This window comes from Nocardia aurea, from assembly GCF_003123685.1.
GTDB classification, from domain to species: domain Bacteria; phylum Actinomycetota; class Actinomycetes; order Mycobacteriales; family Mycobacteriaceae; genus Nocardia; species Nocardia aurea.
Map to the genome: position 1 here is coordinate 188,682 of NZ_QCYJ01000099.1, position 19,711 is coordinate 208,392.

General features: G+C 67.9%; 18 protein-coding genes and 1 pseudogene. 8 read left to right on the forward strand and 11 right to left on the reverse strand.

All coding sequences use genetic code 11. The features are described from left to right. Positions 1 to 7: 7 nt before the first annotated feature. A complete protein-coding gene (locus tag DAT37_RS20250) occupies positions 8 to 931 on the reverse strand; it encodes a cobalamin biosynthesis protein (protein ID WP_109526413.1) in 924 nt (307 codons plus the stop codon). Between the two features lie 112 nt (positions 932 to 1,043). On the opposite strand from DAT37_RS20250, the gene DAT37_RS20255 reads away from it, so the two are divergent. Together DAT37_RS20255 and sigJ are read left to right on the forward strand one after the other, a co-directional pair. Further along, positions 1,044 to 1,466, forward strand: a complete 423-nt coding sequence (locus DAT37_RS20255; protein WP_109526364.1) for a TIGR03618 family F420-dependent PPOX class oxidoreductase — start codon at positions 1,044 to 1,046, stop codon at positions 1,464 to 1,466. A 106-nt stretch (positions 1,467 to 1,572) separates the two neighbouring features. Next, on the forward strand, positions 1,573 to 2,526 hold the full coding sequence (gene sigJ / locus DAT37_RS20260) for an RNA polymerase sigma factor SigJ (protein ID WP_232839875.1): 954 nt from the start codon (positions 1,573 to 1,575) through the stop codon (positions 2,524 to 2,526). An 80-nt stretch (positions 2,527 to 2,606) separates the two neighbouring features. On the opposite strand, the gene ald is transcribed toward sigJ, so the two are convergent. Next, complete coding sequence (ald, locus tag DAT37_RS20265) at positions 2,607 to 3,722, reverse strand: alanine dehydrogenase (RefSeq protein WP_109526414.1); 1,116 nt, start codon at positions 3,720 to 3,722, stop codon at positions 2,607 to 2,609. 126 nt (positions 3,723 to 3,848) lie between these two features. Beyond that, complete coding sequence (locus DAT37_RS20270; protein ID WP_109526366.1) at positions 3,849 to 4,613, reverse strand: MBL fold metallo-hydrolase; 765 nt, start codon at positions 4,611 to 4,613, stop codon at positions 3,849 to 3,851. Positions 4,614 to 4,684: 71 nt separating this feature from the next. Here DAT37_RS20270 and DAT37_RS20275 point away from each other — a divergent pair, with 71 nt between their 5' ends. From DAT37_RS20275 to DAT37_RS45550, 4 genes are all read left to right on the forward strand, one after another. Then, positions 4,685 to 5,665: a GlxA family transcriptional regulator gene (locus tag DAT37_RS20275; RefSeq protein WP_109526367.1), complete on the forward strand. Its 981-nt coding sequence runs from the start codon at positions 4,685 to 4,687 to the stop codon at positions 5,663 to 5,665. Beyond that, positions 5,662 to 6,177 (forward strand): gamma carbonic anhydrase family protein, encoded by a 516-nt coding sequence (locus tag DAT37_RS20280; protein WP_109526368.1) that lies wholly within the window; start codon positions 5,662 to 5,664, stop codon positions 6,175 to 6,177. Before DAT37_RS20275 ends, DAT37_RS20280 begins: the two co-directional genes overlap by 4 nt. Before the next feature lie 183 nt (positions 6,178 to 6,360). Then, positions 6,361 to 6,525: a hypothetical protein gene (locus tag DAT37_RS20285; protein ID WP_232839876.1), complete on the forward strand. Its 165-nt coding sequence runs from the start codon at positions 6,361 to 6,363 to the stop codon at positions 6,523 to 6,525. Between the two features lie 151 nt (positions 6,526 to 6,676). Then, complete coding sequence (locus DAT37_RS45550) at positions 6,677 to 7,294, forward strand: TetR/AcrR family transcriptional regulator (protein WP_232839877.1); 618 nt, start codon at positions 6,677 to 6,679, stop codon at positions 7,292 to 7,294. Positions 7,295 to 8,341: 1,047 nt separating this feature from the next. Here the strand turns inward: DAT37_RS45550 and DAT37_RS46245 are convergent. After that, positions 8,342 to 8,953 (reverse strand): annotated as a pseudogene (locus tag DAT37_RS46245) (Eco57I restriction-modification methylase domain-containing protein); the annotation flags it as partial. Between the two features lie 151 nt (positions 8,954 to 9,104). Here DAT37_RS46245 and DAT37_RS20300 point away from each other — a divergent pair. Continuing rightward, complete coding sequence (locus DAT37_RS20300) at positions 9,105 to 9,800, forward strand: nitroreductase (RefSeq protein ID WP_109526371.1); 696 nt, start codon at positions 9,105 to 9,107, stop codon at positions 9,798 to 9,800. A 113-nt stretch (positions 9,801 to 9,913) separates the two neighbouring features. After that, on the forward strand, positions 9,914 to 10,375 hold the full coding sequence (locus DAT37_RS20305; RefSeq protein ID WP_109526372.1) for a hypothetical protein: 462 nt from the start codon (positions 9,914 to 9,916) through the stop codon (positions 10,373 to 10,375). Here DAT37_RS20305 and DAT37_RS20310 read toward each other — a convergent pair whose 3' ends face one another. The 7 genes from DAT37_RS20310 to aceE all read right to left on the reverse strand — a co-directional run bounded on the left by DAT37_RS20310 (position 10,376) and on the right by aceE (position 19,469). Further along, complete coding sequence (locus DAT37_RS20310; RefSeq protein WP_109526373.1) at positions 10,376 to 10,843, reverse strand: winged helix-turn-helix transcriptional regulator; 468 nt, start codon at positions 10,841 to 10,843, stop codon at positions 10,376 to 10,378. 109 nt (positions 10,844 to 10,952) lie between these two features. After that, positions 10,953 to 12,386: an acyl-CoA carboxylase subunit beta gene (locus DAT37_RS20315; protein WP_109526374.1), complete on the reverse strand. Its 1,434-nt coding sequence runs from the start codon at positions 12,384 to 12,386 to the stop codon at positions 10,953 to 10,955. Between the two features lie 109 nt (positions 12,387 to 12,495). Beyond that, positions 12,496 to 13,746: a KasA/KasB family beta-ketoacyl-ACP synthase gene (locus DAT37_RS20320; RefSeq protein ID WP_109526375.1), complete on the reverse strand. Its 1,251-nt coding sequence runs from the start codon at positions 13,744 to 13,746 to the stop codon at positions 12,496 to 12,498. Between the two features lie 10 nt (positions 13,747 to 13,756). Further along, the gene (gene acpM / locus DAT37_RS20325; RefSeq protein ID WP_109526376.1) at positions 13,757 to 14,056 is read right to left on the reverse strand and encodes a meromycolate extension acyl carrier protein AcpM; all 300 of its coding nucleotides are present in this window, start codon (positions 14,054 to 14,056) and stop codon (positions 13,757 to 13,759) included. A gap of 123 nt (positions 14,057 to 14,179) precedes the next feature. Beyond that, entirely contained in the window at positions 14,180 to 15,094 is a 915-nt protein-coding gene (locus tag DAT37_RS20330; protein WP_109526377.1) for an ACP S-malonyltransferase, read from the reverse strand. A 128-nt stretch (positions 15,095 to 15,222) separates the two neighbouring features. Continuing rightward, the gene (locus DAT37_RS20335) at positions 15,223 to 16,497 is read right to left on the reverse strand and encodes a PucR family transcriptional regulator (RefSeq protein ID WP_109526378.1); all 1,275 of its coding nucleotides are present in this window, start codon (positions 16,495 to 16,497) and stop codon (positions 15,223 to 15,225) included. Positions 16,498 to 16,568: 71 nt separating this feature from the next. After that, a complete protein-coding gene (gene aceE, locus DAT37_RS20340) occupies positions 16,569 to 19,469 on the reverse strand; it encodes a pyruvate dehydrogenase (acetyl-transferring), homodimeric type (protein ID WP_198654365.1) in 2,901 nt (966 codons plus the stop codon). Positions 19,470 to 19,711 lie beyond the last annotated feature (242 nt).

A 19,711-nucleotide genomic window follows, 5' to 3' on the forward strand; every position in this document is an offset into this window, starting at 1 on the left:
CGGCGGTTCAGCGTCGTCCGGCGGCGAGCGCGTACCCCGCGGCCACCAGCACCGCCGCCACCTGCACGGCTTCGGACATGCGCACCGCACGACGCAGGTCGGGAACGGTCGGGGCGGGCCCGTCACCCAGCCGGGGCCGCGATTCGGTGCCGTGGCGATACCGGGTGACCCCGCCGAGTCCGACACCGAGCGCACCCGCCATCGTCGCCTCGACCACCCCCGCGTTCGGGCTCGGGTGTCCGGCCGCGTCCCGTCGCCACGCGGCCAACGAATCGGCGGCGCGACCGCCCGCGACCGGGGCGAGGGCCGCCGTCAGCAGACCGGTGACTCGCGCGGGGACCAGATTCGCCACGTCGTCGGTTCGCGCCGCGGCCCAACCGAACCGCTGGTAGCGATCGTTGCGGTAGCCGATCATCGCGTCGAGGGTGTTGATCGCGCGGTAGCCGAGCAGGCCTGGCACCCCGGCGACCGCACCCCACAGCAACGGTGCGACCGTCGCGTCGGAGGTGTTCTCCGCGATGGATTCCAGTGCGGCGCGGGCGAGTCCGTCCGCGTCGAGCACCTCGGGGTCACGCCCGCACAGCGAGGGCAGCAGTCGCCTGGCCCCGTCCAGATCACCGGATTCCAGCCGATCCGCCATCTCCCTCCCGGTTCCCGCGAGACTGCGGCCACCGAGCACGGTCCAGGTCGCCAACGCCGTCGCCGCGACCCCGCCCCGGCGCAGCAACAGCCCGAGCCCGACCACGCCGCCCACCGCCACGATCTCGTGCGCCACCCCCGCCGACCGCCGATCGGCATAGGTCCGCCGTTCCAAGGCCAGCGCCGCGCTACCGAACCCGGCGACCGGATGCCAACGCCGCGGATCACCGAACGCCCGATCCAGCGCGAACCCGAGCACCAGCCCGGCCGCGTTCGCAAACCCCTTCCGCATCCGGCGAGAGTATCCGCCGTGACCCTGCCCGCCGTCGACCGGCCGGATCATCGGTCGCGCGACCTGTCGCGGACCGGGAATGAATTCACCGGGCGCACGGTAGAACTTGCACATGAGACTCGATGACGCCGCCCGCGCGCTGATCGGCGCCGGGGCCGACGCGACGCTGGTGACCCTCGATCCGAACGGCAGTCCGCAGGTCAGTGTGGTGTGGGTGGCCTTGCGTTCCACACCGGAAGGCGACGAACTCGTCACCGCGCATCTGGGTGAATACCGGAAGGTGCGCAATGTGCGGCGTGACGGACGGGTCGCGGTGACGATCCTCTCGCACGAGAGCGGAGAGGTCATGCGGCCGTATCTGGCGATCACCGGCACCGCCCGGATCGAGGAGGGCGGTGCGCCCGAGCTGCTGGCCGAACTCGCCGAAACGCTCGCGGCACCGGGCGCCGGGTTCCCGCCGGACGACGCACCGCCCGGCTTCCTGACCCGCATCCGCATCGACAAGGTGGGTGGCATCGGCCCCTGGGCCTCCTGACCCGATCGCGATGTCACACTCGCGACACCCGCGTCGTCACCTCGGTGCCAGCATTCGACACGCGTCCGCCAGTCCGGACCTCGACACGACCGAAACGGTGGTTGCAGTGACCGACGACAGACCCGCCGAACAACTCGATGCCGCCGAACTGGCTCGGCGGTTCGAGGAACAGCGCCCGTATCTGCGCAGACTCGCCTACAGCACGCTGGGCAGTCTGACCGATGCCGACGATGTGGTGCAGGACGCGTGGCTGCGCCTGCAACGTCAGCACGCGGCGGGTCGAGCCGACGAGATCGACAATCTGCGCGCCTGGCTCAGCACTGTCACCGGCAGGCTCGCTCTCGATCTGCTGGGTTCGGCGCGCGCACGCAGGGAGCAGTACGTCGGCGAGTGGCTTCCGGAACCGGAGGTCACCAGCTGGGACGATCCGGCCGATCGGATCGCCCAGGACGAGCGGGTCACCACCGCGCTGCTCGTGGTCCTGGAATCGCTGTCACCGGCCGAGCGCACCGCCTTCGTCTTGCAGGACGTGTTCGGCATGAGCGGCCCCGACGTCGCCGAAGTGGTCGGACGCACCCCCGCGGCCGTGCGGCAGCTGGCCGCGCGCGCTCGCAAACGCGTCGAGGACGGCACCCCGCGTTTCCCCGCCTCGTCCGACGAGCAGGAGAAGGTGGTGTCGGCGTTCGCGCTGGCCTGGCGTTCGGGCGATCTGAGCGCGTTGCTCGGTGTGCTGGACGCGAACGTCAGTCTCACCGCGGACGGCGGCGGCAAGGTGCCCGCCATCCGCAAACCCGTGCACGGCGCGGAACTCATCGCGAAGATGTTGCTCGGCTGGTACCACGCGCCCTCGGCGAAGGGCGGCTGGGGCCGCGCGGTGCTGGTCAACGGCCGCCCCGGCCTGGTGGTCTTCGACGGCAACCACACCGGGGTCTTCGATTTCACCGTCGACGCGGGCCGGATCGTCGCGATCAACGTCGTCCGCAATCCCGACAAACTGCATGACCTGCCGACCGGCGGTGTCCCCGACTGGTACCTGGGACACGACGAGGAGGCCGAATAGTCGAACGCGCCCGCGAGGTCGTCGCGGACTACACCGCCCCGACCTCGCGGCCGGACAACCCGGCGCACCCCGTATTCGCCCTACCCGACAGACCCCACCACAGTGGGCGCCGAATACCCGTGCGCGGCGGCAACTTTTACCGAGAGCAACCGCCCCGCCTCGGCCGTCATCCCGCGAGCCAGTTCCGGGTACTCCACACACGCCTGCCGCGAACCGCGGTCCGCGATGGCCAGGACGTAGGGCAACGTCGCGTTGGTGAGCGCGACGGTGGAGGTGTGCGGAACCGCGCCCGGCATGTTCGCCACGCAGTAGTACAGCGAATTCGCCACCCGGAAGGTGGGATTCGCGTGCGTGGTCGGGCGCGAACCTTCGAAACATCCGCCCTGGTCGATGGCGATGTCGACAAGTACCGACCCCGGTCGCATGCGGGCGACGAGTTCCTCGGAGATCAGTTTCGGCGCCCGTGCGCCGGGCACCAGCACGGAGCCGATCACCAGATCCGCGCCGAGTACCGCCCGCTCGATCTCGACCGCGTTGGACGCCAACGTCGTCAACCGCCCCTGGAATCGGGCGTCGAGCGCGCGCAGGCGGTTCAGGTTCGTGTCCAGGACGGTCACCCGAGCGCCCATGCCCACCGCCACGGTCGCCGCGTCGGTTCCCGCGACGCCCCCGCCGAGCACGACCACATCGGCGGGACGCACCCCGGGCACCCCGCCGAGCAGCACCCCGGCCCCGCCCAGCGGCGCCATGAGGTGATAGGCCCCGACCTGGGTGCCGAGTTTGCCCGCGACCTCGCTCATCGGCGCGAGCAGCGGTAGCGAGCCGTCCGCCGCGCGCACGGTCTCGTAGGCGATAGCGGTGATCCCCGAGCGCAGGATCGCGTCGGTGCATTCACGCGACGCCGCCAGGTGCAGGTAGGTGAACAACACCTGCCCCGAGCGCATGCGCGGATACTCCGGCGCGATCGGCTCCTTCACCTTCAACACCAGTTCCGCCGTCCGCCACACCTCCTCGGCGGTGGACGCGAGCCGGGCGCCCGCGCCGGTGTAGTCGATATCGCCGAATCCCGACCCGACGCCCGCCCCCGCCTCGATCAGCACCTGGTGCCCGTGCCTGACCAGTTCCCCCGCGCCCGCCGGCGTCAGCGCGACCCGGAACTCCTGTTCCTTGATCTCACGCGGAACTCCGATCTTCATACCGCCATCGTGGCCCACACCCGGCCTGTTCGCCACGAGGGCGCGCACGGGTCCACGCAGACATCTTCGACCGATCTCGCCGGGTATCGGCCGATCGCCGGACGGAAAGTCCGTGGAGGCCGCCCGTCAGATCGCCGTCGGCTCCCCCGCCCGAAGCACGCGCAAGCGCCCCGCGCTGCCCGCGTAGTCGAACACCCGCGTCAGATAGTCCAGGGTCTCGCTGAAATGCGCCCATCCTTCGGCGTGGACGGGGACGATCACCGCGTCACCGAGCAGTTCGGCGGCCCGCAGCGCGCTGCGCCCGTTCAGGGTGACATCGGTGTCGCCGAAGATCCCGACATTGGCGGCACCCACGTGCAGCACGGCGATATCGATGGGGCCGACGCGAGCGACGATCTCCTGCACCAGGTCCACCGAGGCGTTGTCGCCGGAGATGTACACCGTCGGCTCGCCGTCGGCCCGCAGGACGAATCCGGTGACGACGCCGGTCACCGGCTCGCATCCGGGCGGGCCGTGTAGCGCGGGCACGCCGGTCACCTGTGCCGCGCCGATCGTGACGGTCTCCCAATTCTCCAGTGCCCGAACGCCGTCCAGTCGACTCGCGGCGTCGGCGGTGGACAGCACGGTGTCGACGCGGTCCAGGAAGGCGCGGCCCGAGGTGTCGAGATTGTCGGCGTGCTGATCGTGGGAGAGCAGGACCACGTCGACCGCGCCGACCTCGTCCGGGCCGATCGCGGGTCCGGCGATCTTGTGCAGGGTGACGGGGCCCGGGTAGTCGCCGGGGGTGTCGAAGGTGGGGTCGGTGAGCCAGGTGAGTCCGGCGTAGCGCAGTCGCAGTGTCGGTCCGCCGACGAGCAGGGCTTCGACTGTGCGGGTGATCGTCTCGGTCATGACGTCGATCGTCCGATGAATACGGGACCGCCGACAGTGGCCCGTGAGCCACCTATCGCTAATATCGGGCCATGCGTTTCGTGGCGGTTCTGGCCTTCGACGGCATCAGCCCGTTCCATCTCTCCGTGCCGACGCTGGTCTTCGGCCGCGTCGGGGCCGAAGGCCCGGCACCGTATGTGGTGCGCGTGTGCGCCGAACACCCGGGCACCCTGCGCACCCCCGCTGGTTTCGACATCCACGTCGCGCACGGACTCGAGGTGTTCGACGCGGCCGACACCGTGGTGATCCCGAGTTGGCCGCCCGGCGAGGGCGTCTCCGACGAACTCCGCGCCGCCCTGCGCGCCGCCCACGCCCGCGGCGCCCGGATCGTCGGCCTGTGCCTGGGCGCGTGGGCCGTCGCGGCGAGCGGTCTGGCCGACGGGCGCGAGATCACCACGCACTGGTCCGCGGCCGCCGCACTGGGCCGCGCGTATCCGGCGGTGCGGGTGCGCGCCGACACCCTGTGGTCGGATCTCGGCGACGTCGTCACCTCGGCCGGGGTCGCGGCGGCACTGGATTGCTGCCTGCACCTGGTCCGCGCCGACCTCGGCAGCCGCGCCGCGACGGAACTGGCCCGCGCGCTGGTCACCGCGCCGCATCGCAGCGGTTCGCAGGCCCAGTACATTCCGGTGGCCGTTCCCGACGACGCGGCCGACGATCCGATCGAGCGCGCGATGGTGTGGGCGCGAACCCATCTCGGCGATCCGGTCGACCTCGATCGGTGGGCGCGGGTCGCCCTCATGTCACGGCGCACCTTCACCCGCAGATTCCGCGAACGCACCGGAAGCAGTCCGCAGCAGTGGCTGCTGCACCAGCGCACCGACCGCGCGCGACTGCTGCTCGAGACCACCGACGAGACGGTGGATCGCATCGCCGAGGAGACCGGTTTCCATACCGCGGTCAGCCTGCGCCATCACTTCCACCGACTGCTCGGCACGAGTCCGGCCGCGCATCGAGCGCTGTTCCGGACCGCGGATCGACCGCGCGGCGAGTCGGCTAAGTTGCCCCCATGATGATTGAGTTCGGCGGCGTCGCCCCCGATATCGACGACAGTTCCTGGATCGCGCCCACCGCCACCGTGATCGGACGGGTGACGCTCGGCGCCGAGGTCAGCGTCTGGTACGGCGCGGTGCTGCGCGCCGATCTCGAGGACATCACCATCGGACCCGCGACGAACATCCAGGACGGATGCGTGCTGCACGCCGATCCCGGCTTCCCGTTGACCGTCGGCACGGGGGTGTCGGTGGGTCACAACGCGATCCTGCACGGCTGCACCGTCGGCGACAATGTGCTGGTCGGCATGGGCGCCACCGTGCTCAACGGCGCGGTGATCGGCGAGGGCAGCCTGATCGCCGCCAACGCGCTGATTCCCGAGGGCGCGCAGATTCCGCCCGGTTCGCTCGTGGCCGGTGTGCCCGGCAAAGTCCGCCGGGAATTGAGCGACGGGGAACGTGACGGCCTGCGCCTCAACAGTGCCGTCTACGTGCACAATATGACCGGTCACCGGGACGCGAAGATTCTGTGAGTCATCGCACACTGGTCAAATGACCTGCTCGAGCGGCTGATAACATTCGGGGTGCGTGCCCGGCGTCCCGGGGGCTCCGGCCGAGACGTTTGCCAGCGGTTTTCGTCGATATGGTCCCCCAGGGACGGCGAGCGACGCGGCGTGCGGGCAGGAGGTATCACGGTGGTGTGCAGGGATACGAATATGCACCGGCCGAAGGCGCGGATCAGCGTCGCCGACATCGCGGCACAACCGGGGGGTATCGAGGCGCTCCAGCGCCGGGTTCACGAACTGCGATCCAGCGGTGTCGATTTCGCGGCCAACGCGATCGAGCAGGAAATGGCCGATCTGGATCTGCCGCGTCCGTAGCCCCACCGCGCGAGGGCCTTCGGCGATAGAGTGAGATGCTTGACATGCCTTCCACTCACCTTTCGGCCGATCCGGGACCGCGACGGCGTATGCCGGTGGGATAATGAACGACCCACCCCGCCCTGTCGGCGCGCCCCTGACTGGAGACTCGATGCCCACCGTTCCGCCCATGCTCCAGCGGATTCTGGACAAGCCCGTGAAAGACGGGGAGAAACTACTGGAGAGCGCGCTGTCGGCATTCCTGGATTTCGGCATCAAACGCACCAGCATGGGCGAGATCGCCCGGCGCGCCGGAATCAGCCCCGCCACCCTCTACCGCCGATTCGAATCCAAGAACGATCTGGTCGAGGCGGTCAGCGTGCGCGAGGCACAGCGTTTCGTCGCCGATATCGACAAGCGGGTGCAGACGGTCGAAGGCACCGAGAACCAACTGGTGGAGATCTTCGTCGCCTTCATCGGGGCGATCGCGGGTAACGAACTACTGCGCCGCCTGCTGCGGACCGAACCGGATCTGATCCTGCCGCGGCTCACCACCGAGGGCGGCCCGATCCTCGCCGTCGGCCGCACGTACCTGGCGGGCAAACTGGGCGAATTGCGCGGCGCCGACGACGACTTCGACGCCGATCTGGTCGCCGAGATCATGGCCCGCCTGGCGCTGTCGCTGGCCCTCACCCCCGACGGTCTGATCCCGCTCGGCGATGCCGAGGCCGGGCGCGAATTCGCGCGGCGCACGCTGCTGCCCATGGTCGGTGTCAGGGCGACGACCTGAGCCGACCCCGAACGCGGCCGCGACCAACTCGTCGAGTGTCCGCTGCGCGTCCGGCTCGACCGGACGCCCGCCGACGAATTCGCCGACCAGCCCCACTATCTCGGCGGCCGCCGCCGACCCGGGATCCGGCAGCGGCAATCGCGACACGTACTGGGTGATCCACCGCCGCCTGCCCGCGTAGAGCCGGTTCCCGCAGACCGCGTCGTAGAAACGCACTCCGAGCGCGGAATTGGCCACGCCCATCAACAGATGGGCCAGGTGGTCTCCGACCCCGAGATCCGCGAGCGAGATCCAGTAGCAGTCCCCGTTCACCACCGCCCCTGAGCGGTCGAGCGCGAACCGGGGACGTTCGCTGATATCCGGGAAGACCAGTTTGGGCACGCGCCACAGGTGCGGACGCTGCGGCACCCAGATCTCGAACCAGCTCCTGCCGCTGTCGACCAGATACCGTCGCGCCGTCAGCGTTTCCTCGTGCGTTCGCAGATAGGCGGCGGCGCCGGGGAATTCGCGCAGGTCGACCGGGGTACGCCGGGACACGTCGGTGTCGTAGGGATAGAGCACCCGCGTCTCGCGCTCGCGGTCGATACGCCACGGCGCGAGATCGTGGTGGGTGATGAGATCCAGCAGCAGTTCCTGTTCCGGACACGGATCCGCTTCGTGCCAGCGGTCGGAGATGAAGACCCGATCGGCGGTCGTCTTGATTCCCACCCTGATCCGCGCGACCTCACCGAACGTGTGCCATGTGCGCTCACCGATCCGGGCCAGCCACGCGTCGACGCCGGGACGCGACATCCGCCAGGTGCTGTCGGCACGGTGCGCGAGCGCCGGACCTTCGGAGCACAGCGTGCCGACCTCCACCGCGAAGGTGCGCCCGTCGTGGGCGACGCTGCCGCCGGTGTCACGGGTCAGCGCTTCGAAAAGCCCGGGTACGGACACGGTTTCGGATTCGGGTACTTCGTAGGCCGAGACGAAACGACAGTCGGGGCGGGTTCCGGTCCTGGTCGCGATCGTGATCGCGGGCAGCACGGCCGCCTCGAACAATTTGGTGTCGCCCAGGTCGTAGAGTTCCACCGGCGCGAGTTCGGCGCACAGGATCGCGCGGATATTGGCGCCCGCCCTGGTGGTGATGAACCTGTTGGCGCACAACAGACCGAGCACGCCGCCCTGGCGCAACAGTCGCGGCGCGACGGCGACGAAGGGGTGGGTCAGATCGATCCGGCCGCGCAGTCCGAAGCGCTCGGCCAGCGATCGCGCGGCCACCGTGCCCAACTGCTGGGTGCGCACATACGGCGGGTTGGTGATGATCGCGTCGAAACTGTTGTCGGCCAGCCGTTCCGACTCCGACAGGAAATCTCCCGAATGCCATCGCACGTCGACACCGGCCGCCAGCGCCCTGGCCCGGGCCACCGCCAGTGCCGTCTCGTCGAGATCGAATCCGATCAGTTCCACCGGGACGCCGGGAAGTCCGGCGGTGATCTCGCGATGGAGCGAGAGCAGCAGTTCCCCGTCTCCGCAGGCGGGATCCAGGACTCGCAGCGTGCCCGCGCGGCTCGGTTCCGGCATATGCGCCAGCAGGCGTCGCGCCAGGAACTGCGCGAGCGCGGGCGGCGTGTAGTGCCTGCCGTGCCGCTTACGCGCGTCACAGGCCTCGGACCCCATGGGTCGGATTCTGCCAGCACGCGCCCTCCGATAACTGGATTTTGCTGTCCCGCGCTCGGGTGCGATTTCCCGGCCGCATCCAGTTCCGAAATGAGACCACTCACGCTAGCATTCAGTCTCGAAATAGAACCAAATACGAGAGGGTGGGCCGATGAACCCGACGGATGTGCGGACCGACGAATACGAGGCGTTGCACCGGATCCTCGAACAACGGTGGACATGCAGGCAGTTCACCGCCGACCCGGTCGCCCGCGAGACCATCGAAGCGCTGCTTCGCCTGGCCGGGCGCACACCGTCGTGGTGCAACACCCAGCCCTGGCAGGTGGCGGTCACCGAGGGCGCGGGCACCGACCGATTCCGGAAAGCGCTGCTCGAGCACGTCGCGGGCGCCATCCCCGAACCCGATTTCCCGTTCCCGTCGGCCTACACCGGCGTCTACCGCGATCGCAGGCGCGAATGCGGCCTGCAACTCTACGACAGCGTCGGTATCGCCAAGGGCGACAACGCGGGCACCATGCGCCAGGCCGTCCGCAACTTCGAACTCTTCGACGCGCCCCACGTCGCGATCGTCACCAGCGAAGCGGATCTCGGCGTCTACGGCGCCGTCGACTGCGGCCTCTACATCGGCAATTTCCTGCTCGCCGCCCAGAGTCTTGGCCTCGGCGCCGCACCCCAGGCCGCCCTGGCCTCCTACTCCCCCTTCCTGCGCGCCCACTTCGACATCCCCGACCACCGCCGAGTCGTCGCCGCCATCTCCTTCGGTCACCCCGACACCGACCATCCGGTGAACCGGTTCCGCACCACCCGAGCCGATCTCGACCACGTTGTCGCCTGGCACAGCGACTGAGGGGGGCGATCGTCGCGCCGATACCGGCACTCGCCCGCCGACCGCGCTAGGGTGAGCGCAGGTCGGGGGGCGATCAGCGGCTCCGGCGTCGACCGCGCGACACAGGAGGCTTCATGCGTTCTTCCGGCGTACTGTCCGCGGTCATCGCCGCGGTCACGCTCACCGCGGGCCTCACCGGCTGCGACGATGCCGAGGGCGAGGTCCTCGGCGCGACGCCGACCGCGAGCGCCGCGGCCACCACCGCGGCCGTGATCGTTCCCACCACGACCTCACCCACCCGGGCCGTCCACGTCGCGCAACCGGTCCTCGAACCGATCGAGATCTCCTGCGGCACAGCCGAGTTCGGCCAGAGCATCACCGCGATCACGATCAGGGGAGACACCGCGTGCGAGGCCGCGCTCGCGGTCGCCGAGATCTACGCGGCCAGGTCACGCACGTCGGGCGAGAATGTCGTGATCACCGTCGCCGTCGGCACGGGGGTGTGGAACTGCCGGATCTCCCCGGCCGTCCCGAATCCTTTCCAGGAGTGCGTGAATCAGGACAATCCGGCCGAAAAGATCCGGTCCGTTTCCTGATCAGCCCGCCGCGACACTTTCCCCGGTCAATCCCGGACCGAGTTCGGGAGCGATATCGCGGGCGGTCAATTCACTTCCGCAGGAATCGCATTCGAGTTTCACATGCGCCTCCCCGGCACATCCGCGATGACGGTATTCGACCGGCGGCCCGGCGGGCGCCATATAGGTGTCGCCCCAATCCCGGATAGCCATCAGGATCGGATAGATATCGTGCCCCTTCGGCGTCAGCCGGTACTCCTCGTGCGCGCCGACCTCGGCCTTCTGCTTCACCAGGATGCCGTGCTCGATCAACCGGTCCAGCCGATCCTGCAATCGACTGCGGGAAATACCGAGCGCGCTCTGGAAAGTGTTGAAGCGACGGATACCGGCGAACGAGTGCTTGAGAATCACCAGTGTCCACCGGTCACCCAGAATCACCAGCGGCCGGGTAATCGAACACGGCTCCTCGGAAAGCTCCTCGTAACGCACAACCCGATGCTACCCAGCGCTGACGCCTCCGCCCCCGTGATCGCTCGACGGAGACGAACAACGAAAACGGGCCCGGGGAATTTCCCGGGCCCGTTTCACGACACTCACCTCACAGCGGAATGTTCTTGTGGTGACTCTTGCGCGACGGCGCGGCGGCCAGCGCGGCGGCGATCGTGCTCCGGGTCTTGGCCGGGTCGATGACCTGGTCGACGACCCCGATCGCGATGGCGCGCTCGACACCGCCCGCGATCTGCTCGTGCTCGACGGTCAGCCGCTCGTGCAGCGCCTCGCGCTCGTCGTCCGGCGCGGCGGCGAGCGCCTTCTTGTGCAGGATGCCGACCGCGGCCTTGGCGCCCATCACCGCGACCTCCGAACCCGGCCACGCGTACACGGCGGTCGCACCGAGCGACCTGGCGTTCATCGCGATGTAGGCGCCGCCGTAGATCTTGCGGGTGACCAGCGTGACCCGGGGAACCCGCGCTTCGGCGAAGGCGTGCAGCAATTTCGCACCGCGCCGCACGACGCCCTCCCACTCCTGGCTGACGCCGGGCAGGTAGCCGGGCACATCGGTGATGACGATCAGCGGGATGCCGAACGCGTCGCACAGGCGCACGAACCGCGCCGCCTTCTCCGCGCTCTCGGAGTTGAGGCAGCCGCCCAGGCGCAACGGATTGTTGGCCAGCACACCGACGGTACGACCGCCGAGACGACCGAGACCGGTCACCATGCTGCGCGCGTAACCGCCCTGCAATTCCTCGAAGGAGGACTCGCCGTTGATATTGTCGAGCAGCTCGTGCACCAGCGGCTTCACGTCGTAGGCGCGCTTGGCCGATTCCGGCAGCAGCGCCTTCAGGTCGACATCACCGTGCTCGGCGGCGAGCAGATCGAATTCGCCCTGCTCGGCGAACATCGACACCAGCCTGCGGGCGCGATGCATGGCATCGGATTCGCTGTCGGCGACGATATGGGTGACACCGGACTTCTTGCCGTGGGTGACCGGGCCGCCGAGGGTTTCCATGTCGACCTGTTCACCGGTGACGCTGCGCACCACATCGGGTCCGGTCACGAAAACGCGGCCTTCGGGAGCCATGATCACGATATCGGTCAGCGCGGGACCGTAGGCGGCGCCGCCCGCGGCGAATCCGAGAACCACCGAAAGCTGCGGGACCAGGCCGGACGCGCGGACCATGGCCTCGAAGACCAGTCCGACAGCGTGCAGGGCCTCCACGCCCTCGGCCAGCCTGGCACCGCCGGAATGCCAGATACCGACAACGGGAGCACCGGAATCGATGGCCGTGTCGATGGCGTCGACGATGTGTTTGCATCCGTCGACGCCCATCGCGCCGCCCATGACGGTGGCATCGGAGCAGTAGGCGATGGTGCGGACACCGTCGACCTCGCCGATCGCGGCGAGCACGCCGGATTTGTCGCGCGGGTGCAGCGGAAGAACCGTGCCGGGATCGAAGAAGCGCTGGAGCCTGCCCAGCGGATCACGCGGATCTGTCGTCGTCTCCTGTGGGAACGCCGGAGCCATGATGGTCATCGCGTTATCTCCTCGATAAGAGTGTTGCCGCGAGCGCGGCTGCGTATGTCGAATCAGGCGGGGGCCGATACCGGCCCCCGCCTGATTCGTTGTGCAGTCGATCGAGCGGCTATGCGCGACCGAAGGCGAGCGCGACGTTGTGCCCACCGAAACCGAAGGAATTGTTGATCGCGTACTCGATCTCCTGGCGACGGGCTTCCCCGTGCACCACATCGAGGTCGATCTCCGGATCCTGGTTCTCCAGGTTCAGCGTCGGCGGCACGATGCCGTCGCGGATGCTGAGCACGGTGAGCACGGACTCGAGGGCGCCGACCGCGCCGATCGAGTGGCCCAGTGCCGACTTCGGAGCGTAGACCGAGGCGTGATTGCCGATGGCCTTGTTGATCGCGTTCGCCTCGGCGGTGTCACCGATCGGCGTCGCGGTCGCGTGTGCGTTGACATGGGTGATGTCAGCGGCGGTCAGACCCGCCGTCTGCAGCGCGCGCTTGATGGCGCGCGAGGCACCGTCGCCCGTGGGATCGGGGGCGACGAGGTGGAAACCGTCCGAGGTGATACCCGCGCCGAGCAGACGCGCGTGGATGGTGGCTCCACGAGCCTTGGCGTGCTCCTCGGTCTCGATGACCATGAGGGCGCCCGCCTCACCGAAGACGAATCCGTCGCGGTCCTTGTCGAAAGGCCGCGAGGCGCCCTTGGGATCGTCGTTGCGGTTGCTCATCGCACGCATCATGGAGAATGCCGCGATCGGCACGGCGTCGATGTAACCCTCGACGCCACCGGCGACGACGATATCGGCGTCACCCATGACGATCATCCGCCACGCGTTGGCGATGGCCTCGGAGCCGGACGAGCATGCCGAGACCGGAGTGACCACTCCTGCCCTGGCCTTCAATTCGAGACCGACCACGGCCGAAGGGCCGTTCGGCATGACCATCTGAACAGCCAGGGGCGAAATCTTTCGATAGCCGCCGTTCTTCAGCTTGTCGACCGAGTCGATGAGGGCGTCGCCGCCGCCGATCCCGGTTCCGATGGCCACACCGAGCCGCTCGGGATCGACTTCCGGGCTGCCCGCGTTGCGCCAGACCTCACGACCGAGAACGGTCGCGAGCTGCTCGACGTAGGCCATGCGCCGACATTCGACCCGGGTGAGCAGGGTGTCCGGTCGGACCTTCAGGTGTCCGCCGATGCGGACGGGAAGGTCGTATTCCTCGACGAAGGAATCCTCGAGAACGTCGATACCGCTCTCGCCGTTGAGGAGTCCCTTCCACGTCGCATCGACGTCACCCGCGATCGACGTGGTCGCCGCCAGGCTAGTGACGACGACGTTGGGGAAATTCCCGTTCAAGGTGGAAGGAGTGGTCACTGTTTCGGCCCTACTCGGAGTCGAACTTGGCCTTGAGCTCCGCGGCGGCTTCGCTGTTCTCCGCCTCGAGCTTCTGGATGTAGCCGACAGCGTCGCCGACCGTCTTCAAGCTGGCCAGATCCTCGTCCGGGATCTTCACGCCGTACTTGTCCTCGGTCTGTACCGCGATCTCGACCATGGACAGCGAGTCGATGTCCAGGTCATCGACGAAGGACTTCTCGATGGTCACCTCGGAGGGTTCGATACCCGTAACCTCTTCGATGATCCTGCCGAGTTCCTCGACGATTTGTTCCTGGGTCAGAGCGGCCACGGTGTGGCTCCCTTCTTGTTTCTATTTGTAGGGCTCTTGTGTTTATTTCGGATCGAAGCGGCGGTTGGTTACCGCCGATTCGGTCACGACTGTGCGAATTTCTCCGCACCGTCGCGGGGAAAGTTAGCCGGAGGTCGTGAACCCGGCCAACGCGGGGAGGTCTTCGGGCGTTTTCAGGGCCAGCGTCGGCGTGCCCTTCAGTTCCCGTTTCGCGATGCCGACCAGCGTGCCCGCCGGCGGCAACTCCGCCACTGCCGACACCACGGCGGCGCGGATGGTCTCGGTGCACAGATCCCAGCGAACAGGTCGGGTGACCTGCGCGGCGAGCTTATCGATCGCGTCCTGACCCGAGGCGACCGGCTGCCCGTCGAAGTTCGACAGCAGCACGCGAGTCGGCTCGTCCGGCGCGATCTTGCCGATGGCCTCGGCCACCGCGTCCTGGGCCGGAGCCATGTACGCGGTGTGGAAAGCGCCCGCGACGGGAAGCGCGCGGACCCGCGCCTTCTCCGGCGGGTTCGCCGCCAGTTCCGCCAACGCGTCGAGTGTGCCCGCGGCCACGATCTGACCGGCCGCGTTGCGGTTGGCGGGCACGAGGTTCAGTTCCGCGAGCCGTGCGAGGACGGCGGCCTCATCGCCGCCGAGCACCGCGGACATTCCGGTCGGCTCCAGCGCGCACGCCTTGGCCATCTCCGCACCGCGGATGGCGGCCAGCACCACCGCGTCGTCAGGGGAGATTACCCCGGCGACAGCGGCGGCGGCGAACTCGCCGACCGAATGTCCGGCCACGATGGTAGCGGCGGGCAGTGAATTCTGCTCGACTTCGGCGAAGGCCAGCAGCGCGGCGGCGACAACGAGGGGTTGCGTCACAGCGGTGTCGACGATCTCCTCGGCCGTCGCGGTGGTGCCGAGACGAACGAGATCCAGGCCCGAGGCCTTGGACCAGAGGGCGAGGCGTTCTCCCGCGCCGGGAAGGTCGAGCCAGGGCGCGAGCATGCCGGGTGTCTGGGACCCCTGTCCTGGGGCAAGTAACGCGATCACGCCTCTAAGAAAACACTGTGAGGCGCCTCGTACGAGATGTCGACGCGACCGAAGCTTCTCGATCCCTTTTGTAGGGGTCCCACAAAATCCCATGTGGGATGTCCCGATCGACCGATTCGCCTTCTGCGTTACAGCCCATCGGGACCCACAGCGACATGTGGTGCTTCTGGGTCGGATGTTGATGATTCGTTACGGGTTCGTGTCAAACGACCCACTGTGGCCGCGATCCGGAGCACGTAGGCGTCACGGGGATTCATCGGATCACGTCCGGTGATCTCCCCGATTCGCTTGAGCCGGTAGCGCACCGTATTTGGATGGACGTACAGCTGACGGGCGCAGGTCTCGACCGCTCCACCGCAATCGAGGTAGGCGTCGAGGGTGTCGGCGAGCGAGGATCCCGCAGCGGCCAACGGGAGGACAAGATACTCGTTCAGCGCGTCGACCGCAGCTCGATCACCCAGCAATGCGCGTTCGGGCAGTAATTCGGTCGCGTGCACCGGCCGTGGCGCACCGCGCCACCCCACGACCGCCTCCATACCGGCCAGCGCCTCCACCGCGCTGGCGTGGGCCGCGCCGAGGGTGCGCATGGTCGGTCCGATCACCACCGGCCCGTCCGAGAAGACCTCGGCGAGCAGATCGGAGAGGAAAGCCGATATATGGGTGGTGTCGCTGAGATGCCCGCTCACCACCATCACCAGCCGCGCGCCCTGCACCACCGCGAGCGCCGCGCGCCCGTGCCTGGCGGCGATGTTGTGCACCGCGCCGACCATGGACACGCTCTGATCCTTGGGCGGCGTGCCGACCAGCACCGTCGCGGGCGCGGTGGCGTCCCAGTTCAACGTCGCGGCCCGCGACAGCATGTCCGGGCCGGTATCGCCGCGCACCACCGCGTCGACGACCAGCGCCTCCAACCTGGTGTCCCACGCGCCGCGTGATTCCGCGGCGCTGGCGTACACCGAGGCGGCCGCGAAGCCGAGCTCACGCCCGTATCGCAACACCGCCTCGGTGAGCGCGACCAACTGCCTGTCGTTGCGCGCGAGCGCGGGCAGCCACTGTTCGAAGAACTCCATGGCCACGCGGACCATGTCCACGGTCTGGCGCAGCGTCAACCGCCGCGCCAGATCCTGCGGAATGACCTGGAAGGCGTCCAGGCTGAACCGGATATCGCTTTCCGGGTCCTGGAGCCATTCGAGGAAGTTCACCACCGCGGTCTGCACCAGCATCTGGACCCCGGCCCGCTGGGCGGCGTCCAGATCGGCGAAGAACGGCAACCGATCCTGCATGGACCCGACAGCCTCGGTCGACAGTCGGCCGGAGAACTGCTTGACCCGCTTGAGCAGCGTGTCCGGGAGCGGATCCCGGTTCTGCCGATTCGGGGACAGTGCCCCGGTCGGCAGATACACCTCGTGCTCGGACGAGCCTTCGGAGATCCGTCGGGGCCGCGGCGGTTTACGTTCCACGTTCCAATAGTCCGCTACGCGAGTTCTTCCTCACCGCTTGCGGCCGACTTCGGCGCGGCGTCGACATCGCCGATCCGATATTCGGCCGCCGCCTCGAGCACCGTGGACTGGTCGATCCTGCCCACCCGGGCCAGACCTTCCAGCGCCGCGAGCGCGATCGACTGCGCGTCGACGTTGAACACCCGCCGCGCCGCCGCCCTGGTATCGGAGAAGCCGAACCCGTCGGTGCCGAGGGTGGTGAAATCACCGGGTACCCACTTGCGTACCTGATCCGGCACCGCGCGCATCCAGTCGGTCGCGGCGATGTAGGGACCGTCGACCCGCGACAGCGCCTCGGTGACGTAGGGCACGCCGACCTCCGCGCTCGGATCACGCAGTGCCGCGATCTCCTTGGCGAGCGCCTCCTTGCGGAGTTCACCCCACGAGGTCACCGACCACACATCGGCCTGCACACCCCACCGCTGTGCGAGCAACGCCTGGGCGCGCAGACCGTCGGGCACGGTGACGCCGGAGACCAGGATCTGCGCGCGCACGTCACCGGCCTCCCCCGCCTTGTACAGGTAGATGCCCTTGAGCAGACCCGCGATATCGAGACCTTCCGGCTCGGCGGGCTGCTGGTAGGGCTCGTTGTAGAGGGTGATGTAGTAGAAGATGTCCTCGCCGCCGAAGGTGTCCTCGGCGCGACGAACCGTCTCTGTACCCGGCAGCGCCGTCTGCGCCGACGGCTTCGGCACTCCGCCGCCGTACATCCGGCGCAGGCCGTCGCGCACGATATGGGCGAGTTCGAAGGCGAAGGCCGGATCGTAGGTGACCACGGCGGGATTACTCGACGCGAGCAACAGCGAATGGCCGTCGTTGTGCTGCAATCCCTCACCGGTCAAGGTGGTTCGCCCGGCGGTTGCTCCGAGTACGAATCCGCGGGCGAGCTGATCCGCCGCCGCCCACAGTCCGTCACCGGTGCGCTGGAAACCGAACATCGAGTAGAAGATGTAGAGCGGGATCATCGGCTCGCCGTGGGTGGCGTACGAGGTGCCCACCGCGGTGAACGACGCGGTCGATCCGGCCTCGTTGATGCCCTCGTGCAGGATCTGACCGGTGGTGCTCTCTTTGTAGGCAAGCATCAATTCCGCGTCGACCGATGTGTACAACTGGCCGTTGCGGTTGTAGATCTTCAACGAAGGGAACCACGAGTCCATACCGAAGGTCCTGGCCTCGTCCGGGATGATCGGCACGATCCGCTTGCCGATCTCCTTGTCCCGCAGCAGTTCCTTCATCAAGCGGACCAGCGCCATCGTGGTGGCGACATTCTGCTTGCCCGAACCCTTGCGCACCGAGCGATACGCCTCGTCGCCGGGAAGTTGCAGAGGCTTTGCCACGGAACGCCGTTCGGGCAGGAAACCGCCGAGCGCCTTGCGGCGATCCAGCATGTACTGGACCTCGCGGGTGTCGATGCCGGGATGATAGTACGGCGGCAGGTACGGATCCTTCTCCAACTCCGCGTCGGTGATCGGGATCCGTTGCAGATCGCGGAAGTCCTTGAGGTCCTGCAACGTCAGCTTCTTCATCTGATGGGTGGCGTTGCGGCCCTCGAAATGCTTGCCGAGGGTATAGCCCTTGATGGTCTTGGCCAGGATGACCGTCGGCTGACCCTTGTGGGCCATCGCCGCGGCGTAGGCGGCGTAGACCTTGCGGTAGTCGTGGCCGCCGCGCTTGAGGTTCCAGATCTCCGGATTCGACAGATCCTGCACCAGCGCCTTGGTCCTCGGATCGCGACCGAAGAAGTGGTCGCGCACGTAGGCGCCGTCGTTGGCCTTGTAGGTCTGGAAATCACCGTCGGGCGTGGTGTTCATCAGATTCACCAGCGCGCCGTCGCGATCCGCGCCGAGCAGCGCGTCCCACTCGCGACCCCAGATCACCTTGATGACATTCCAGCCCGCGCCGCGGAAGAACGACTCGAGTTCCTGGATGATCTTGCCGTTGCCGCGCACCGGGCCGTCGAGACGCTGCAAATTGCAGTTGACGACGAAGGTCAGATTGTCCAGCCCCTCCATCGCCGCGACGTGTGCGAGACCGCGCGACTCCGGCTCGTCCATCTCGCCGTCGCCGAGGAACGCCCACACGTGCTGATCGGAGGTGTCCTTGATACCGCGATCGTGCAGGTAGTGGTTGAACCTGGCCTGATAGATGGCGTTCATCGGGCCGAGACCCATGGAGACGGTCGGGAATTCCCAGAAGTTGTTCAGCAGCCGGGGATGCGGATACGACGGCAGACCGTGTCCGGGGCCGCCGTGGCTGTACTCCTGACGGAACCCGTCCATCTGGCTCTCGCTGAGCCTGCCCTCGAGGAAGGCGCGGGCGTAGATGCCGGGCGAGGCGTGACCCTGGATGAAGATCGAGTCACCGCCGCCGGAATGATCCTTCCCGCGGAAGAAGTGGTTGAAGCCGACCTCGTAGAGCGCCGCCGAGGACGCGTAGGTCGAGATGTGCCCGCCGACACCGATGCCGGGACGCTGTGCGCGATGCACCATGATCGCGGCGTTCCAGCGAATCCAGGCGCGGAACCGACGCTCCACCTCTTCGTCGCCGGGAAACCACGGCTCGTTCTCGGTGGGAATGGTGTTCACATAATCGGTGGAAGTCAACGCGGGAATGGAGACCCGGCGCTCACCCGCGCGCTCCAACAATCGGAGCATCAGGTAGCGCGCGCGGCCCGGACCTTCCCGGTCGAGCATCTCGTCGAATGATTCGAGCCATTCGCTGGTTTCTTCCGGGTCGATATCCGGCAGGTAGGACGCCACCCCCTCGCGGATCACCCTCACCCGGCCTGCCGGCTGTGCGTGCGACCCGTTCGGGGCGGAGACGGTGTCGGGACCAGCGGGTTTCGCCGGAACGGACGAGTGGATCACGTCTGTCAAGTCTGCTCCTCGTACAGGGGTGGACAAGCTGATGGCTTCTATTTCCCCGGGCGGAGCGCTGGTTGGCGGACCACCCGTTACGAAAGTCCGGGCGCACCTTCCATCCTTGCCGACGGTGCGTCCCAGGTCATCATGTCAGCAGCGAATCCAGTACGGTTTCCTCGGCAAAGGGTTACCCGGTAGTTTTTCCGGCGCGGGCCGGTTTCGGCACCCCACGAGCCACCCGAGCACGAACTGTTCGA

Excerpts from the sequence above, each read along its gene's own strand:
- DAT37_RS20315 (WP_109526374.1), bottom strand. The coding sequence starts at position 12,386 with ATGACCATCATGGCTCCGGCGTTCCCACAGGAGACGACGACAGATCCG.
- DAT37_RS20300 (WP_109526371.1), top strand. The coding sequence starts at position 9,105 with ATGAACCCGACGGATGTGCGGACCGACGAATACGAGGCGTTGCACCGG.
- DAT37_RS20255 (WP_109526364.1), top strand. The coding sequence starts at position 1,044 with ATGAGACTCGATGACGCCGCCCGCGCGCTGATCGGCGCCGGGGCCGAC.
- DAT37_RS20280 (WP_109526368.1), top strand. The coding sequence starts at position 5,662 with ATGATGATTGAGTTCGGCGGCGTCGCCCCCGATATCGACGACAGTTCC.
- DAT37_RS20275 (WP_109526367.1), top strand. The coding sequence starts at position 4,685 with ATGCGTTTCGTGGCGGTTCTGGCCTTCGACGGCATCAGCCCGTTCCAT.
- DAT37_RS20250 (WP_109526413.1), bottom strand. The coding sequence starts at position 931 with ATGCGGAAGGGGTTTGCGAACGCGGCCGGGCTGGTGCTCGGGTTCGCG.
- DAT37_RS20285 (WP_232839876.1), top strand. The coding sequence starts at position 6,361 with ATGCACCGGCCGAAGGCGCGGATCAGCGTCGCCGACATCGCGGCACAA.
- ald (WP_109526414.1), bottom strand. The coding sequence starts at position 3,722 with ATGAAGATCGGAGTTCCGCGTGAGATCAAGGAACAGGAGTTCCGGGTC.
- DAT37_RS20305 (WP_109526372.1), top strand. The coding sequence starts at position 9,914 with ATGCGTTCTTCCGGCGTACTGTCCGCGGTCATCGCCGCGGTCACGCTC.
- DAT37_RS45550 (WP_232839877.1), top strand. The coding sequence starts at position 6,677 with ATGCCCACCGTTCCGCCCATGCTCCAGCGGATTCTGGACAAGCCCGTG.
- DAT37_RS20270 (WP_109526366.1), bottom strand. The coding sequence starts at position 4,613 with ATGACCGAGACGATCACCCGCACAGTCGAAGCCCTGCTCGTCGGCGGA.